We start from the raw sequence: 18,396 nt of genomic DNA, 5'->3' as shown, positions 1-18,396 counted from the left end.
CCAGCTGGCGGATTCACGGCTTTTTTAATCATCCGCCTATCGGCGGATTCAAAAAAAGTAAGGAGGAAAAGATTATGGAGCAGAATGAAATCATCAGGAAAAAGAAAGGCGGTCGTCCTAAAAAGGCAATAAAAAAAGACCAGTTGCTGCCGGTAAAATGCGACAAGGAAGAAAGGAAAAAAATAGAAACCAGGGCCAAGTCAGTGAATCTTTCTGTATCCCAATACATGCGGGAAATAGCACTCAATGGTCATATTGACAGACGGGAAATTGTATTTCCAAAAGAAGTTTTACAACTCGCCGGCACATTAAATCACCTCGCTGCAAACCTGAATCAGATCGCAAAAAAGAGGAATGGAATTGAAGAATTAAATGCTTTGGAAAGAGCCACTTTACAGATTCAATCCCGCGATTTGAAACGGCTTGCAGAGGATATAAAAAACTATTTGAAATGATGGGAAATATGACGTTAGGACAATCTTTTTCCGGCTGTATTGGCTATTGCCTGGAAGATAAAATAAACCTAACCGAAGAAGAGAAATTGGAACTGTCAATTAGTGAAAATTTGCAGCATAAAGATCGGGCCGAAGTAATTTATTATAACAATTGTTTTGGTACCGCAAGTGAGTTGGCCAGTCAGTTCAATGATGTTCGAAAATTAAACTCGCGGGTAGAAAAACCTGTCCTGCATATTTCATTGCGACTTGCACCTGGTGAATCGCTGTCCAAAGATCAATTGGTAGAAATTGCCCAAGCCTGTGCAGCAGAGTTTAAGTTTGACAAAAACCAATACGTTTGCGCGCTTCATAAAGATACCCGCGAACAACATATTCATATTGTTGCCAACCGGGTTGGGTATGATGGAAAGGCAGTAAACCTCACCAATAATTACCGGCGGATGGCAAATTTCTGCAGGCAAATGGAAAAGAAATATAATCTGCGGGAGGTTCTAAATCCACGGAAATTTTTATCAAAAGAGCAACGCCTGATACCTCGTCAGGACATGCGAAAAGAACGGTTAAAGACGGATATACGGGACACCCTGCAGCATGTTACAACGTACCAGGAATTCGAGCGGAAAATGAAGTCTTTGGGCTATGCAGTTTTAAAGGGCCGGGGCATTTCTTTTATTGACGACAAAAAGGTAAAAATTAAGGGTAGCGAAGTGGGTTTTTCTCTTTCAACAATTGAACGCATTTTGGAGTTGCGGCAGAAAATTGAATTGGTGCCAAAAGAGGAAAAGATGCGGGCAAAAATGATACAGGAGTACCAACCCCGCCATGGTCTTACAGCTTCTCAAAAATTGATTGAACAAACTTACATGTCTGCCCAATTCGAGCAGCTTCAACATTCCCCATTTTTCAAATTGCAGGATGAATTGTTTAAAATACTATTTGAACCCCAACAAGGTGAACAGCAATCGCAGTCGCTTGACCCACATTGGTTGATGGAATTGAAGCGGAAAAAGAAGAAAAAACAACGGCACCGTCAATAGGCTATTGAAAATTAAAATTATTATTTATGGAAAACAATAAAGTGAACGGAATTGAACAGGAAATGCTGAAATTGGTAGTGAAGGAACTGGTGGAAGAACACGCTAAAACCAATCGAGTATTAGCGGATCTGGTAACAGGAATTAATGTTATTAAAAATAAGATTGATAAACCCTCAGTGATACATACACCGGAACGGGATACCAGTAAATTTGAGCAGATTATTGAAAAATGTATGCTGGAGATCAGGCTTACAATTAGTACTAGTCTGAATAAACACAAGCCCGGAAGATTCCAGTTATTTTTGGAATCGAAAAATAAAATGTGGGTTGTTGTGACTATTTTAGGAATATTTCTGCTGACATACGCCTTTTTCCTTTTTGTATATTATCTGGCCAAGTCCGCATAATTTGTTTATGGTAAAGCGTATCGTTAAAATTGATAGAATATTAAAAATCTGTAACATTATGGTGATAAGCCAGGATGATATGGAACTACACAGAACACCTATATTTTTAAGATATGGAGGGACAGAAAAGCTAACCACGGAAATGACCAAAGGAGAGCTTGCCCAGGTATCAGCTTCTATTTTAAAGCGAACTAAAGAAAAGGCTTTTTCTAAACGCAGGCCAGTTATTTTTGGTGAGGGCGGTAAGGTTCTTGCGGAGTGGCCAGACGGCCGGATTGAAGAACTTAAAACGGAGGGTTAATTATGCCTACGTTATATACGTAATTGCCGAACGGTATTGGTAAAACTACCTCATCCTACGACGTTGTTCTGAAAAATACACCTGTAATAGGTTATGCGAATTGATGATAATCAATATTTTTTGGGTTGATTGCCACGACTGTGTGATCGGTTGTCCCGACAGGCAGGTTGCCGCCATGTACTTGATGTGACCCGTTCATGATGCGGGCAGGGGACGTTAAACTTTAATCCGAGTTAGATGGTTTCGGGCAGGTATTCTTCACCACCCCTTCATCAAATACTTTCTCTTTTCATGGCTATCTAAAACCAGCGAACAACTTTCCCAATCTATGGGTTTGATGTTTTCCTGGTTTTGGTATTTATTATAGAACGGGTGGGTGTCATTTTCTGAAAACTCTGCAATTCTTTTTTCAGCCTCACTTTCTCTTTTCAGCGCCACCTCTACCCACACATCTTCAAGCGTATCAGGTATTTGCCCAAAAATATCCTGAATACTTTTTAACCGGCTGGCGAGTAATTGATGTACCCTGTCTTCTACAGAACCCCTATAACGCATATTATAAATAAGTATCTCCTCCCTTTCCTGGCCTATGCGTTGAATGCGGCCTTTTCTTTGCTCTAAACGTGTCGGGTTCCACGGTAAGTCAAGATTAATTAAAGTGCCTAATGCCTGCAGGTTCAACCCTTCGCTGGCTGCATCCGTACCCAAAATAAATTTCAGTTGTTTGGTACGAACCAATTTTTTTATTTCTTCTTTGGTCTTTCTATGAAAATAACCGTTTTCATATATACCAGACTTATCGCTGCCGGCATACAATCCAAAGGGAATGGATGGGAAATCTTTGGCAAACCGGTCACTGATCCATTTGATGGTATCAAAATATTGTGAGAACATAATACATCCCCGGTCTAACCAGGGCTCCTTAATAAATTTTTCTGTGAGGATCTTTCGCAGTAAATAATATTTGGGATCTTTTTCCTGATGCTCTTCCAACAACCGTACAAAACGCTCCAACAACTCTCTTTCTGCTGTCGTTAAATTTTTTAAAGTGTCATCCTCTTTATCGGCATTTCCATATTCCTCGTCGTAGAGATCGTCATCTTCATCATCTGTCTCATTTACCCAGTTATTAAGCATTTTTATTCCAGTGGATAATCCTGCATACATGGAGCTGCAGATGCGTCTTAACAGCATTGTTTTTATAAACCCACTGTTTTTTACCCGTTGTGCTAATTCTTGAGAAAAGGCTTCAGCCAACTCATAGGCGTCAGAAAGATGCGTGGTTAATTGTAAGCTTTCATCATCTCCTTCGCCATACAACGACACGGTTATCGGCTTTAGATAAGGCTGATTCGTATCAGGATTGATGGTTGTTTCCAAGAACCTTCTTTCCCGTCTGATAATATGCCGGATATAGGGATTATGATTTCTAATAAAATCGTCGCTAAAAATAAGCCGGACCGTACTCTGGTCCTGGCGCGACAAATTATGTATAGCTGATAAGTCTCCTTTGATGGCAAAATCTGACTTGCTCATGCCTAAGGATCTGCGAAGCTTGCCAAACGTCTGTGGCTTTTCATCTGCTGGCGGAAATGGATTACGTAGCCAGTCCCATTGTTGCGCTTCAGTATCTAATTCGGCTCTGCCGGTAATCAAATGAATGCCTTTCAATCTTTCTCTTTGCCACATGCTAAAATCATTGCCCAATACAAAATCATTGCCCTGAGAAAGAATGTACAATAGATCCCAGGCTTCAATAGGATGTATTTGTACGGGTGTAGCGGTGGCCAACAACATGCTTTTGGTCTTTTTTGCTATTTCTAACAGAAAAGTCATCAGGTTATTAGGTTGGGGCGGATCATTTTCTCTGCTTCTACCTAAATTTTTTCGTCTGGCCCGGTGTGTTTCATCTACAATTACACATTCGTATTGCTGTTTTAAAAGCTGTTCGCTCACTTTGGCTCTTGACCGGACAATTAAACCCTGAGAAATAATGCCCACTCTCCGCGGACATTTACCTAATGCAAATTCTTCCTTTGCCGGATATTCAATTTGATTTTCATCCACCCAGCTTCTGCCGTTCCAGACTGCCGAAGGCATATCCAGGAGGTTAAGCAATTCTTCCTGCCATTGCAAGATCAATGTTTTAGGGGTGATTATTAAAATTGGTTTATCGCCTTCCAATGCCATCAGCATGGCTGATAAGGCCAATTGAATGGTTTTACCCAAACCAACCATATCTGCCAACACATATCGGGCACCTAATCCTTTAGTATGGGCCTTATAGGTTAGATCAACAAAATATTTCTGGTGTTCCCATAAACCAAATTCCTTTCTGTAAACAGGCGCTTCTATTACGGTAGCCGCCGGATTATCTGTATCCCGCCATTGGGTTATTTCATAAATTACTTTTCTTTCCGCGATCCGTTTAATGTCCTCTACAATAAATTGGGTGAGTGGTCTTGCTAGTGGATTTTGCCAAAGCTCATTAAATTCATCCTGTACCCATTTAATGGCCGCCTCATCATCGTCAACCCAGGCAATTTCGTAGTTGCCGCCTTTGCCCCAGCCATGGTAGGTTTCATTCATGCTGCCCATAAAGGCAATTTTGCTGCCATCTGTTTTAGTAATAACGCCTGCTTTGCCATGTATTAACCCAAAAACATCATTAGGTAGAACCCGCACTTCCATTTTGCCGGATACTAAAAATTTATATAACCTGATCAGCCGTTCCGGCATCTTGGCCAATTCTTCCTCCGGTTTTCCATCGCACCACTCCAGGTTCATCGCCTGTGGCTGGTTCTTTATAAACTTTACATCTTCCGCCTGTAAATGTGAATTACATAATATCCTAACCTTTCCCTCCATCTGGTCAATACACTCGCCGGCTATTTCAATAATGGAGCTACTGAAATAACCAGCTATGCGATCGTAGTTAACGGCGGCACTAAGGGCATTTTTAAAAAAAGACGCCCCTAAATTATTTACGCGTGATGAAAAGCGATGTATCATGCTGTTTGGTTGTTAGAAATTATTTTAAACCCCATCGCTGCTAACGAGTTCCACCAAATACTTAGCATATAAGGCCGGGCTTTCCCAATGTTGCATGTGGTCTATATGTTCTGTTGTACTCAAATAGCGTAACAATTCAATAATGGTTTGGCGTTTGTTCCAATAATCTTCCACCTCATTTTTCAGCCACGTCCGGCCCGCCTGACCATTTTGTTCTTTTTCGCTTTGGTTGATAGCCATTAAAACCTGACGCAATAACGTAGTACTAAACAATTCGCTGGTGGCTAAACCCCGATTACCGAACTCAGTAGGTATTTTAAACCTTACCTGATTTGCTTTGGTGCTTGCCAATAAGGATTTAAAATCTTTTACCCCAAAACCTCTGGCCATTTCCTGATAGGCGCCTAACTGGTATACATTGCTTTTTTCCAACTCCAATCCTTTTATAAAGAACCGTTCTTCGGGAGTCAGGCTTTTCCAGATAAAGCTGTCAAATGCCTGGGGAATTAAATAATCGTATGCAGTACGAATAGCATTTACAATAATGGCTTCTACGGGGCCTACATTTTTGGTATCTCTTGGTTTACTTAATTCATACTCTACATTGATGTCGCCAATCATTTTGTACCCGGTCAATATTTTTAACGTGGCGGCGTAAGCGGCCAGTAAATAATCCGCATCGCTGAAGTTGGGATCTTCTTTATCCTCCAATCCCCGCATACTATCTATCTGGTGCTTTACTTCTTCCTGAATTTCAAACGTTATTTCATCAGTAAAGGCAGTGTTGTTGCTCGTCAATTTGCGCAGCACTAATAATACGGTACCTTTTACATAATTACCTTCTTTCAGGCCGCCACTTTCAGTTTCTGTTGCTATGTTCCAGGCGGCGGTAACGTGTAAGCCTGCACTCCAAAGTATCAAGGTAAGGTCGGCCCAAACAGCAGGGTCCTGATGCGTAAACATCACCACTTGCATGCCATTATCAGGCATATGTTTGGTAAGGTTTTGATATATTTCAATCATACTTTGATTGAATGTCTCACCGGTTCCTTTCACTGCCAACACCCTTTTACTATCACCATGCCATTGGGGAAATATTTTTTCGATGAATTGCTTGTCCCAGGCTAAAAAGAATTCAGTGAGTTCATGATAATTAACTGCATCCGCGTAGGGGGGATCCGTGATCCAGATGTCTTTTTCCTCATTTATTTGTCTTGCATCCTGTAGATCCAAAGAGGAGTTATTTTGAACAATGTATTTTTGAAGTTCAATGATCCAGATAATATATTGAGCAGAGATGCCCTTGGCTGCATAATTCTCCAGCGTGTTTAATGCCTGGTTATAGAATGTTTGAGCGATCTGCGCATTTCGGGAGTGCCATCTGCACAATTTTGAATTAAAATCAGCCACCCTGTTTAGCCCCAATACGCCTACAACAACCTCATTATTATTTTCTTTCAGCAAATCAAAAGTTTCCGCAAATAACCCGTTTTGCAGTAATTGTCTCGGGTTGAATAATTGATGCCAATATTGCCAACCTCGTGTTCTGATGGGTTCATTGGTTTTGTCACCGGCTTCGATCCGGGAGGAGGGTAAATAACCCTTCTTTTGCCAATCAGCAAACCGTTCTTTCAATAATGCAATGACTTTTTGTTCTCTTTTTAGATCGTCGGTGGTAGGCGCCACATAGTGAATGGTTCCGTAAGTGGAGTCAGTGGCAGGCGCGGGCTTCTTTAAAAACTGTTCCCAGGTTTTATCAGGGTATTTTTCGAGGTACTTAATGGCATATAATCGTTCCTGATACACATCATTTTTAGCTGGTAAAAATTCACCGGCTTCCCATTTTCGTAAACCATATTTCACATTTCCTTCCGCATCCAGATCATCCTTGCGCAATAAGGCCGTGGGTGTAGTATTTTCGCATTTAGGACACCATAATCCGCCGTTTTTGACGGTGGCTAATCTGTCCGACTCCGCTATTTGTTCCTCAGTTGCATTCTGTATGACCTCGATGTCGAAATTATTATTGATGGCATTGTACCTGGGAATAGCCACTGCCCGGGCTTTTTTACTTACGACCCAACTCGGATTCATGGGTACTATTGTTTTACAATGCGGACACACGGTTTCGTTACAATACAAGTAAAATTTTGCCATCCAATCCTTTTCATTCCTTTCAATGCCCCATGCTTCTACCTGTTTGGCCACTTCATCAAATACTTTTTCCTGAAAATCTTTTAGTTTAGTTACTTCGGCTTCAGGCAAACTCAAAATATTCAGACCAGACCACGATAACAATCCAGCCAACGGGTTTAAGTCACTTGCATAGCTGTTTAACCCGATCCTGGCTGCTTCAAAGGGAATGCTGCCACCACCGGTAAAACAATCCCCAATGGTGGGCACATAGCCAAACTTTTGTTTGCCTAATGCTATCATTAATTCCGATAAGGAATTTGCATTGGTCCCTAAGTGTTGGTTTATTGCTGCCCAGGTGGCTTTGTTGTCCAGTGTTGTTTCTTCTGGGCGCAAACAATATTCTAAACGATCATCATAACTCAGGCGATCAAAAGCCAGCTTTGTAGCCAGCTCTTTTGCCTGTTTTGATAAGCCTTTTTTCCAATTAATACCGTCAATATTTTTTTTAACCGCCTGTCTGATCAACTTGTCCTGGCTTTCCACCTCCACAGAAAATAGATCAACGGGTACTTCAAAATATTCTTTCAATTCTTTTAAAGACAGGTTCTCAATGATGGTAGCATCTTTCATGGGTTTGTTCTTTCTGGACCAAAGGCCCTCACTATCCATCATCAGGATCTTTAAAAAGATCTCTCTATCCATAATGGGATCATCTGTGGCAGGCATTAATAAGCCCAAGATCGTTGCCCGCACCAGGATCAATGGTTTACGGCCCCACCACTTTCCCAAACTGGTAAGCGTCTGACTTTGCCCCGCCTTGCGTTCTTTGTAACTCTCTTTTGAAACCTTACTTACAGGGAACTGCACTTCCATAAAGGAAAGACCGGTTCCGGTTACCTTTTTTTCATTAAGGGTATCCATTAAATCTTTTTTCTTTTGCTAGTTCTCAATGGCATCATTTAAATACTGATCGAAAATGCTGCGTTGCTGGTACTTATCGGTAATGGGATTTTCGGTGAGTGCATACCTGATTGCTGTACGCCAACCGTATTTGGTATTGGCGTCACCGGTACTGGCATTGGTCATGGTGTATAACCACCAGCGTTCTTCAGCTTTTAACCCCTGCCAGTTTTTTATTGCAGTGGGTATTACTTTCACATCGCAATCTTCAATTGCCCAGCAAAGGAGGGTTAACTCTTTCCCTAATAATCTTTGTACAGGGGTTTGCCCCTGCTTCCAATTACCGGCTTTTTGCCCATACTCCTTTAAGCGATTGTTAAACTCTAAACGTACCGCATTTTCTATTTCTTTCCATTTGTGTTTAGAGATCTCACACTTCAGCCTGTCGAAACGCTGATCTATTTTTTGCTCCGGTGGATCGAACATAGAAAGCTCGCCTGAGATCTTATCCCTGTTTTCCTCTTCAGTACCCCAATCAAAACGTTCGTATATCAATACCTTTCCGGTAGCAGTTTTTGGAATGATCACCAAAAAATGGTGTTTCGCTTCCGAAGGATCGAAACCAAATCCTAAACTTTCTTTGCCTTTTGCCATAACACACTATTTTATTGAATAATCTCCTCTTGATTTAATGAACTCAATTCCATTTGCTTCTCCGACACCCAGTCTTCAAAAGCCTGGCCAGATGGAAACACCACGCCGTCTAATTGTAATGAGGTCTCAAATGTTCCATCTGCACTGAGGCTGGTGCGCATATAGTTTATGTGTGCTTCAATTTGCTCTTTGGTTAACACCAGATCTTCCGCAAAAGTTACACAAGACCAAAACTCTTTATCGGACAATTTGAAAGTAAAGTTCAGAATGGGTCCCCTGAACTTAGCCCCATGTTTAGCAAATAAACTCAATTCTTCAAAGGTGGTCTTGTTGTTACTGGTTTTAAAAGTTCCTTTTTTCTCATAGACCAGCGATTTGGCTTTATCAATTTTAAGCCCTTCCGGTCTGTTCCAGTTAATGGGTATTTCAAGCCGGTCGCTGTAAACCCCTTTCTTTTCAGCAATGGCTAATACAAACCTGGTGCCTTTTGGAATGATGAAATCACCGGCAAAGACGGCCCCGTTGTCTCTGGGCTCAGCACCATCGGTGGTGTACAAGATTTTTGCATCCGGGGCAGAAGCTTCCAGTTTTATCTTTTTTTCGCCACCAGCATCATAAGTATGATATTTGAGCGTTAGTTTGTTTGTCCATTTATAGGCTTTGCCTGTTTCATTTATTCCCTTGCTGTCTACACACAGAAAATAAACGACCATATCATTCGTCTTCCAATTGGTAAAATCCGTGATCTTATCAGAGGTGGTAGTAGGCTCCTGATCAATTTCATAATGAACCACATCGCCAAACTTTGGAATGATTTTTAAGGTGGCTTCGCTGCTATTTTTATCTGCCCAGGTGGCTTGAACCGTTACGGAAGTGTCCTCTTTAGGCGGATTTTTTTGAATGTAGTTCCCTGCTTTAAACCAAATGCCATTTTTCAGGCAATGGTCAATCAACTCTTCCAAAGCTTTTGGATGATGCCACTGCCAGGCAGGATTGGAAGCCGCACGGCTTATCAGATCTTCCTGTCGCATTTCATCTAAAGTAAATAATCGTTGCAGGCATTTTACTTTGAACCCGTTTCCTGTTGGATCTTCTAAAGTAAACTTTTGCCGATCTGACAACACCTTTTTGATCTGGTCTTCCCCATTGTAATTATTTCCTTTAAAATCCATCAGAAACTCCGCATCCACCAGCTTGTCCTGTCCTTTGAAATGAAATGGGTAATACAGCTTCACAAAAGTTTCTCTGGCCGCAGATAAAAATTGCTGACCGATCTTTATTTCCCGGTCAACCGCCATTTCAAACTGAGTATTGTTTTCAGCTACTTTTTCTTCCCGCAATCTTTTAATGATGCGTTGAATGGCTTTAAACTCTTTAGCCTTACGGATCAGGTTGTCCATGGTGTTGCGATCGCCTGTCAAGAACATGACCCTGTTCTTATATTGGGTATGCTCGTACAAATGCAACAAATTGGGATTTAAACCTGAACCGGAAATATTGGGTTCAAACAATACCAACAGATTTTTTTCTTCGTCCAGTTTTATTTCATCGATGGGCGGAAAAACTGACACTTTTTGATAGCAATCACCGATGATTGGTTTGAAGCGATCTGCTAAAAATTTCCTGATCTCGATCTTTGCATTATCGTCATCGTACCCATCAATCAGGCTATTCAATTCAGCTATGAGGTTTCTAACATGTTGGAAATGTAACCGGCCATCTTTGTCCGGATGAACATACCAGGCCTGCGATAAGAATTCTTCAAAAGCATTTCGGTAACTGGTGATATCCTTCCCGGGCTCTACCAGGTAACCCACCAATTCGTGTTGGGTTAAACCCAATAGGGCATTCGGCACGTCAGCCAGCGACGCTACCAAGAGCAATTTAGCTACCTGCGAAATAAATTCAATGTTATACTGTGCATCTATTGACTCCGCAGTGGAACGACCTTCGTTAGCAATGTCTTTACTAATGGCATTACCCAGTGATGGTTTTATTTGTGTAATGGTGGTATTCATGGAAGTATCGTTCAGATCAATATCAAAAGCATTGATGAGATAACGTTTATCAGCAATACCCGTACCCCATATGGAGGTAATGATCTTTCGCATTAATCTTATCAGGTCACGGGTTTGTTGAAAGTTTTGATTTTCTCTAAACCGTTCATACAGTTCTCTGATAGAAGGATGAAAAGGGTAAGCCTCTTTGATCCCAGTAAATATTTTATCCGGATTGTACGTGGTAAAGCCCAGGTTTTTTGCCTCTTCTACTTTTGCTTTATAAGCCAGGGCAATATCATTTACGGCATCCTTGCCAGGAAGCTTTTCAAATAACTTAGTACGCAAAATATCATAAATCTCATCTGAAGAACTACCAACCGGTTGAATATCTAATGCAAACCGGCTTACCTCGCCTTCCAGGTTTGAAAAAGTAGATTGCAACAAACGGGTCCCACTTTGATAGGTTGCTTTTAGATCAGAAATAACGATCAATACATTGCTTAAGGCAGCCGTGTTCAACGCGTTGAACATATTGGCCAATGCCGTAGTAGTTACTATGGCCAATGTACCTGAACCAATGGCAACAGTCTGCGCATTATCCAAATAAGGAGGAAGCTCATCCAACAAAATTAATTTGGGTGAACCTTTCAGCATGTTGATCCATTCACTCTGACCTGGCGCCCGGAGGCCGCCTTCCCATAGTGATTTAAACTCGGCTTCTTTACCTAATTGTTTTGCCAATTCACCCCAGATGCCATTGGGAGTATTGCTTTCCCGACCAGAAAATGCGAGTACTTCAACCTTACCCAAACCATCATCGGAATAATCTTTGCCAATTATTTGTTCCCTAAAGGCTGGATGCTTGGCTAATAAACCCAACGAGATCATGTTGTGGGTTTTACCGCCACCCATACTTTGTGTCAGCTTAATTAATTGCTGTTGACTTTTTCCTTTAAAACGTTCAAAGGCCGTTTTAAACAGTACTGACATTCCCTGAGTTTTGTAGTTTGTTTCAAAAAACAAAGCGGGATCTATACGGTCTTGCAGCATGTCAGTTATATCCTGAACATCAATATCTTTTTCAAAATTTCGGGGGATACAAAGTTTGTGTAGTGTCTCCATCAAGTGGGTTTGGGGTTAAGTGTATGAATTAGTGCATATAATTCGTTTCCAAAACATTATAGTTTATAAATGGGCTTATCAAATGTGGACAATTTAGGTAAAACAGGCAAAAAACAAATTTAATATTATTAACAAACTATCCCAATAATTGGCATGCACCGGAACAGGCATTGGGCGGCATAGGGTGTTTTATTACAACAGTTTGTAAAGGGGGGACTCTCAGGGTCCGGGGCGATCATATTAATTTGTGTGCCTTTCCAGGGCTGCGTTTTGATCGCTTCCGAAAGCCCCGCTGTGTGAGGCTTCGTGAACCCAGTTGAAGGATTCGGTGTGGAGGGATAGTGGAAATACTTTACGTTTAATTAAATGTATGGTTATCAAATACATAGTAGGGGAAAAGGGTAGGAGCTTTTCAAGTGTACAGAAAAGTAATATATAACAAGCTCAACTATATGTTTGGCTCGTCGCAATATTTTGATATTGACGCGAATGGACTACTTATAAATTGTGGCTATAACATCCTTCAGGAATTTTTTTGCAGCCGGTAGTACGGTAGGTCAGACAAGTCTTTTTTTTAAAACATCCTTAAGCCATTTACCGTCAAGTAGTGCTGAGAAGAACCGGCAGTCGCCATCCGCTTCACAGACGTAAAGGCCCGGGACCGACAGGTATAAAAATTCATCTGATGGTCACATGAACGAAGGGATATTTCATTTTTGTTGATTATGGCTCAATAATAGAGTCCTTCCAGTTATGGGGCAGCAATTCTTTTATTCTGCTTGCCGGGAAGGTAGGCATAGCAGTAAGCACATATTTCAGCCAGTCATAAGCATTAACGTCATGCAATTTACAGGTGGCTAATAATGAGTATATAATAGCAGCGTTTTGTGCAGCATCATGTGAGCCGGCAAAGGGAAAATTGTTTCGACCGACATTATGTAAAGCTTTGCATAATGTCGGACGTAAAAATTACCTGTTCTGTGGCTCTCATGAAGCAGCCAAAAGAGCTGGCCTTTTATACTCGTTACTGGTTAGCTGCAAATTGAATAATGTTAACCCTTATGAATGGCTGAAGGATGTGTTAAGCCACAACATCAATGAACTGACTACCTCCAAACTTAAATCTTTATTGCCCCACCGCTGGAAAAAACAAGAAAGCAACACTGCCGCTTAAAGCAAAATTAGCACGAATACTTAAGCCCTCTGTGACACGTACACCGGAACCGGATACTAGTAAAATTCATCAGGTTATTGAGAAATGTATGCTGGAGATCAGGCTTACAATTAGTACTAATCTAAATAAACACAAGCCAGGCAGATTCCAGCTATTTTTGGAGTCGAAAAATAAAACTTGGGTGGTTGTGACTATTTTAGGAATTTTTCTGCTGACATACGCCTTTTTCCTTTTTGTATATTACCTGGCCAAGTCAGCATAATCGGCTATGGGGAAGCGTATCGCCAAAAGTGTGAAATCAGTACCTTTATTTTGAAACCACAGGATGATATGGAACAACAAAGGGAACCGATATTTTTGAGGTATGGTGGAGCTGAAAAACTCACCACAGAAATGACCAAAGATGAACTTGACCTGGTATCGGCTTCCATTTTAAGGAGGGCTAAGGAAAAGGCTTTTTCCAAAGGCAGGCCTATTGTTTTTGGTGAAAATGGTAAGGTTTATGCAGAATGGCCAGACGGGCGTATTGAGGAACTTAAAGCGGAGGGTTAATTATGCCAACCTTGTATGCTATTGCCGGTCCAAACGGTTTGGGCAAAACTACTTATCTTACTTGCTTACAGTAGGGCAAATCTTTTTTAGTGGGCGGTTTACATGTCCAGTGAGAAAGTACGCTACCTATCACATACCCCTTCTAATAAGATTAGCGATATTCCGTTTGTGATTGATGTTAAAACTTTATATTTACTTATATTTATCCAATTAATACCATAATACCCAATGGCGCAAAAAATTGTCTATTTTAACCATAAAGGCGGCGTAAGTAAAACTACTACTACTTATAACCTCGGTTGGATGCTCGCTGAAAAGGGAAAAAAAGTGCTTCTTGTAGATGCTGATCCGCAATGTAATTTGACTGCACTAATTTTGAATGATAATTTTGAACAATATTATTTAGATGATGCCACAAAAAATAGCAATATTAAAGATGGAGTGAAAGTTGCTTTTGAAGGTAAGCCCCTTCCAATTCAGGGTGTAGCCTGTCAGGTTGCTGCAAGAAATCCCAATCTGTACTTACTGCCTGGGCATGCTAACTTATCAGAGTATGATGCGGCCTTGAGTTTTGCTCAGACTTCTAATAATGCAATATCTACACTGCAGAATCTCCCTGGAGCATTTAATGATTTGTTGAATAAAACTGCTGAAGCTTACGGAGTCGATTATGTTTTTATTGATCTAAACCCTGGGTTGAGTGCAATAAACCAAAATTTGTTTGTAGTGTCAGATTATTTTGTAATTCCGACCAATCCAGATCCATTTTCTATAATGGCAATCAATACATTGGTTTCAATATTACCAAGATGGGTGGATTGGGCCAAACAAATCAATCCACTTCTTTCAGATGCTGCATATCCGTTGCCGGACATTACCCCTAAAATGATCGGAACAATAATACAGCGTTTTAATATTCGGAAAGGTAAAGCAGCTAAGCCTTACAGAGAAAATATAGAAGAAATCAAACAAGCTGTTCAAAACAGTTTGAAACCTGCATTACAAGCCAAAAACATGATTTTCCCTGACAATATTTACCAGGGTGCCGGTATTGGCGAGGATTTATGTTTGGATGAAATCCCGGATTTTCAAGGTCTTTTGCCTAAAGCAAATGATGCAGGGGTCCCTGTTTTTGCGCTTGAAGATGATGAAATAGGAGAAACCGGTTCTGTATTGGAGGGAATGATCCGTAAACGGGACACTTTCTATGAACTCTTTGACAATATTTCCAACAAAATAATTTCCGTTTGCGACTATGGTAGGGGCATTTAATCAATTCAATCAAAACATGCGGTATGTTAAAGAGTTGGATGCCCTATACGGCTATTTAAGCACCACTCTAAAACTGCCTAATGATTTAAGTGATTTGCTAAGAGCTCAGTGGGTAATGTCTGTCAGCGCCTTAGATAAATTGATCCATGAGTTTATTCGCATTGGCATGGTAGAGGCGTTTGAGGGGCAGCGCCCAAGAACAAGAAAATACCAAAGTTTTGGAATTTCGACAAGCACCATGACAAACATAATTTCCAGTGCCGGCTCTTCATCTTCAGTTTATCCACCTTCATATTGGTTTGAACAAGAAATTGTTCAAAGGCATCAACACTTGGCATTTCAGGATCCAGATAAAATTGCGGATGGATTAAGTTTGATTTGGGATGAAAGTCATAAATGGCAATATTTAGCTGGGCCAATGGGAATGTCTCAGCAAGATTTAGTGACGACTATTAAAACAATTGCTACAAGAAGAAATAAAATTGTACACGAAGCCGATTTTAATATCTTAACAGGATTGAGAAACCAAATTGATAAAATAGATACAGATACTGTTGTTCCTTTTATTATAAGACTGGGGGAAGAAATTTATAACGCCATTAGATAGTGCTGTTGTAAAAAAAACTTTTCTCTAGTAAGTTTCAATATAATTTCCATTGTTTAAAAACCGAAATGACCTTTCCGCTGGCAAAATATTTTCTGCTGTAACTTTGATTTTGAATAAGTAATCTTTTTGTGCATTTAATAAAACTCGACCTCGTCTATCTGTACCTTGTTTTGAAAATCCTTGTTCGGAAGCAATTTGGAGAATCGGGCGAGCACTTCCTCTTGGGTGTAATCTAAACACATTAAGGTCAGCCTGCTCTCCTTGGTTTATATCGCATTGGGAAAGTATTTTGCTATCGACAACTTTTGCCCAGGATAAACTTGTCCACTGAAAGGCAGAGTTTGAAAAATAGGCGTGTATATTGGGTTCCTCCTGTTTGCTAATAATGTCTTCATTTTGATATTCTGTGTATATGAAAACTGAAACATTTTTAAGTGAAACAAAGCTCCCATTAACTACTTGTAGGGGTAAACTAATATGCCTATTAATAGGTGACTCATCTGGAGATCTTAGTTCAATTCTGACAAATTTTGAATTAAGCCACCTTGTAATATAGTAGGAAAAAAACGGATATAGCAAAGCGCTGACAACACCCCCTAATAGTGCTGTAATGAATGTTTGCCAACTCGATGATTGCATATTTGTAATAATTCTTTGGGAGAGGCTGAAGATATGCAATTGTTATAATTAAAAATGCAATAAGGGATAGGCTTATTTAAAAAGAAAGCAGAATGGCTTCTTGTTAAATATACATTATTCGAGAAAGTCGAAACCGTTGTGTTCCGACATTATCAGAATTTCGAACGTTTTGAGTCTTTCCTCAAAAGATTGCTCTGTTAGCGTAAGAAGGGTATTAACCCGATCAAGAAGTAACATTACCTGTTCCTGGTTGATTTCATAATTTTGACTATACCTTGCATCAACATAGGCAGCATTCAGCAAATTAAATAACTCCTTTTCTTCGTCCGTAGTTTTAGGGAAAATGTCACCCAGCTCGGGAGCGCAAAAACTAGTATGTCTTATTAAAGATTTTAAATTATGTCCGTAGCTTGTCACAGCTGTAATAGAAGTTAATAATGCCCGGAGTGCATGTTCCGTTGCCTGATGCAGTAAAAAAGTAGCCTGTTTAAATTGGTTGGTGGTGGCAAAATATTCTGCACCGTCCAGATAAGATTTTGCATTATGGAAAGCATCATTAAAAATGTTCCGCGCTTTCACTTTTATGGTAGCAATATCAAAAATGGCCTTTTCGGGCAATGATAATCGCTTGTTGTCATATACTAACAAATTATCTGTACAGACAGCGGAATAAAAAATATGGCCACCTCGTAAATGTTTATATACTTCATTGGTTTTGTTGCACCATATTAAAACAGAACCGATTTCACAACATTTTGACTGTACCTGTGTCAGGTAATCGCTATAGGAGTATTTGGCATTGGGTGGTAAAAGCACCAGGAAATCGAACTGGGGTCGGTTCCTGCTGGTTGTTGAAAAGCCTGACCAGAACAACTTTTCCGCGTTGGTTATGCGGATAATGGTTTCTACCACCGACTTTAATTTCTCCTGTAAGACGATTTCAACCTGGTAAGATCCAGCTAATCTGGTCAAGTTAAACGGATTAATATTATCGGTAGAATACGGGTACGTTTCAAAAACGGGCTTTTTTGATTCTTTTTGTTTTTCATTGATAATGTGGGCTGCTTCTACTAATTTTTCTATTTTTTCATAGATCGTTACCATTAGTTCGCGGTCCCGTCTATGTAAATCATGGGTATAATTTCCGATAACTGTTGTTTTAAAAAACTCCCAGAGCAGTTCCCGAATCCGGGGTAGGTGTGCAAAATCAAACAATTCGTAAATAACCTGATGGGGGTTGGCTATTTCTTCTGAAGTTAATTTTTGTGGGGGAGTTACTCTTTTGGGTGAAACTGGTGAAGCCTCGTTACTCATAACATTCAATTAAGGATGAAGGAATAGATTGAAAGTCATGTAAGGCTAACCGGGTGCAGGAAAACCTGCGGAGCCTGTGACGGCTTAAAATAAAGAAAAACGTGGGTTAGTCCTTACCGATACCGAAGGGCTGCGACACCCCTGATCACGAATAAGAACGCCCACGTTTCTTTGGCAATATACCAAAGAAGTCGTGAGCGATTTACCTTATTTTCTCGTGATCATCAAAAGGTCGCAGTTTTCGGTATCCGAGAATAAAGCAAATTCGCTTTATAAGCTATTTATATAAAGTTGACCTAGCTTGTATCTATAGTTATTAAACACATACCGGTTCGTTTTACCGTTATTAAGGCTAAGTTAGGTGTTTTTTTACAAATCTGGCTTATACCCCAAATTTATATTGATAAAATATTTTGACTTTTCCTATATAACTAAGCAAATGGATAGTCAAAAGTACACCCACCAGTTAGAGCAATTCGGCAAACGTTTGAAACAAGTAAGAAAAGAAAAGGGGAAGACCCAGTTAGACATTGAGGTGGCTACAGGTATCAATAACGGGGATATCAGCAGGATTGAGAACGGTAAGACAAATATTGAATTTATAACAATTGCAAAGCTTGCAGAAGCCTTGGATGTTGAGATGTTTGAATTATTTCGGTTTGAAACATCAATATCAAAAAAGGAAAAAGGTCAAGTGCAGAAAGATAGAATGATAAAGAAAAGGAAATAATATTTGTATCCTAACAGTTTTGGAGACTGATACAAGCAAACCTAATTTATCAGGAGATTATTTAATCGACGCTACTATAAA

Annotated in this window: 16 protein-coding genes; 9 read left to right on the top strand and 7 right to left on the bottom strand. The window is 40.2% G+C overall.

All coding sequences use genetic code 11. The features are described from left to right. Window positions 1-74: 74 nt before the first annotated feature. Genes NIAKO_RS19610 through NIAKO_RS19595 form a run of 4 tightly spaced genes read left to right on the top strand, consistent with a single transcriptional unit; the run spans window position 75 to window position 2,203 of the window. Window positions 75-455: a plasmid mobilization protein gene (locus tag NIAKO_RS19610; protein WP_041348996.1), complete on the top strand. Its 381-nt coding sequence runs from the start codon at window positions 75-77 to the stop codon at window positions 453-455. Continuing rightward, complete coding sequence (locus NIAKO_RS19605; RefSeq protein WP_014220188.1) at window positions 452-1,495, top strand: relaxase/mobilization nuclease domain-containing protein; 1,044 nt, start codon at window positions 452-454, stop codon at window positions 1,493-1,495. Before NIAKO_RS19610 ends, NIAKO_RS19605 begins: the two co-directional genes overlap by 4 nt. Before the next feature lie 26 nt (window positions 1,496-1,521). Then, a complete protein-coding gene (locus tag NIAKO_RS19600) occupies window positions 1,522-1,902 on the top strand; it encodes a hypothetical protein (protein WP_014220187.1) in 381 nt (126 codons plus the stop codon). A 7-nt stretch (window positions 1,903-1,909) separates the two neighbouring features. Beyond that, window positions 1,910-2,203 carry a hypothetical protein gene (locus NIAKO_RS19595; protein WP_242675440.1) on the top strand — a complete coding sequence of 98 codons (294 nt, stop codon included), beginning with the start codon at window positions 1,910-1,912 and terminating at the stop codon, window positions 2,201-2,203. Window positions 2,204-2,461: 258 nt separating this feature from the next. Here NIAKO_RS19595 and NIAKO_RS19590 read toward each other — a convergent pair whose 3' ends face one another. From NIAKO_RS19590 to NIAKO_RS39770, 5 genes are all read right to left on the bottom strand, one after another. After that, on the bottom strand, window positions 2,462-5,215 hold the full coding sequence (locus NIAKO_RS19590; protein ID WP_014220185.1) for a phospholipase D-like domain-containing anti-phage protein: 2,754 nt from the start codon (window positions 5,213-5,215) through the stop codon (window positions 2,462-2,464). 24 nt (window positions 5,216-5,239) lie between these two features. Further along, the gene (locus tag NIAKO_RS19585; RefSeq protein WP_014220184.1) at window positions 5,240-8,272 is read right to left on the bottom strand and encodes an anti-phage-associated DUF1156 domain-containing protein; all 3,033 of its coding nucleotides are present in this window, start codon (window positions 8,270-8,272) and stop codon (window positions 5,240-5,242) included. Between the two features lie 18 nt (window positions 8,273-8,290). After that, entirely contained in the window at window positions 8,291-8,905 is a 615-nt protein-coding gene (locus tag NIAKO_RS19580; RefSeq protein ID WP_014220183.1) for a DUF3780 domain-containing protein, read from the bottom strand. Between the two features lie 11 nt (window positions 8,906-8,916). Continuing rightward, a complete protein-coding gene (locus NIAKO_RS19575; protein WP_207622366.1) occupies window positions 8,917-11,895 on the bottom strand; it encodes a DUF499 domain-containing protein in 2,979 nt (992 codons plus the stop codon). Window positions 11,896-12,750: 855 nt separating this feature from the next. Next, window positions 12,751-12,900, bottom strand: a complete 150-nt coding sequence (locus NIAKO_RS39770) for a transposase domain-containing protein (RefSeq protein WP_394365460.1) — start codon at window positions 12,898-12,900, stop codon at window positions 12,751-12,753. Between NIAKO_RS39770 and NIAKO_RS39765 the strand changes: the two genes are divergently transcribed. The 4 genes from NIAKO_RS39765 to NIAKO_RS19550 all read left to right on the top strand — a co-directional run bounded on the left by NIAKO_RS39765 (window position 12,881) and on the right by NIAKO_RS19550 (window position 15,632). Next, window positions 12,881-13,201, top strand: a complete 321-nt coding sequence (locus NIAKO_RS39765; RefSeq protein WP_107685543.1) for a transposase domain-containing protein — start codon at window positions 12,881-12,883, stop codon at window positions 13,199-13,201. The genes NIAKO_RS39770 and NIAKO_RS39765 overlap by 20 nt on opposite strands. Before the next feature lie 330 nt (window positions 13,202-13,531). Further along, window positions 13,532-13,753, top strand: coding sequence for a hypothetical protein (locus NIAKO_RS19560; protein WP_014220181.1), 222 nt, complete (start codon window positions 13,532-13,534; stop codon window positions 13,751-13,753). A gap of 228 nt (window positions 13,754-13,981) precedes the next feature. Continuing rightward, a complete protein-coding gene (locus NIAKO_RS19555; RefSeq protein ID WP_014220180.1) occupies window positions 13,982-15,025 on the top strand; it encodes a ParA family protein in 1,044 nt (347 codons plus the stop codon). Continuing rightward, window positions 15,009-15,632: a HEPN domain-containing protein gene (locus NIAKO_RS19550; RefSeq protein ID WP_014220179.1), complete on the top strand. Its 624-nt coding sequence runs from the start codon at window positions 15,009-15,011 to the stop codon at window positions 15,630-15,632. Before NIAKO_RS19555 ends, NIAKO_RS19550 begins: the two co-directional genes overlap by 17 nt. A 24-nt stretch (window positions 15,633-15,656) precedes the next feature. Here the strand turns inward: NIAKO_RS19550 and NIAKO_RS19545 are convergent, their stop codons facing one another. After that, complete coding sequence (locus NIAKO_RS19545) at window positions 15,657-16,271, bottom strand: inorganic phosphate transporter (RefSeq protein WP_014220178.1); 615 nt, start codon at window positions 16,269-16,271, stop codon at window positions 15,657-15,659. A gap of 114 nt (window positions 16,272-16,385) precedes the next feature. Beyond that, on the bottom strand, window positions 16,386-17,585 hold the full coding sequence (locus NIAKO_RS19540; protein WP_014220177.1) for a HEPN domain-containing protein: 1,200 nt from the start codon (window positions 17,583-17,585) through the stop codon (window positions 16,386-16,388). Window positions 17,586-18,024: 439 nt separating this feature from the next. On the opposite strand from NIAKO_RS19540, the gene NIAKO_RS19535 reads away from it, so the two are divergent. Beyond that, window positions 18,025-18,315, top strand: a complete 291-nt coding sequence (locus NIAKO_RS19535; protein ID WP_014220176.1) for a helix-turn-helix domain-containing protein — start codon at window positions 18,025-18,027, stop codon at window positions 18,313-18,315. Window positions 18,316-18,396: the final 81 nt, after the last annotated feature.

The organism is Niastella koreensis GR20-10 (assembly GCF_000246855.1).
In the GTDB taxonomy this organism is placed as follows: domain Bacteria; phylum Bacteroidota; class Bacteroidia; order Chitinophagales; family Chitinophagaceae; genus Niastella; species Niastella koreensis.
The sequence above is the reverse complement of the archived record's forward strand: the minus strand, read 5'-3'. Positions and strand labels throughout refer to the sequence as shown.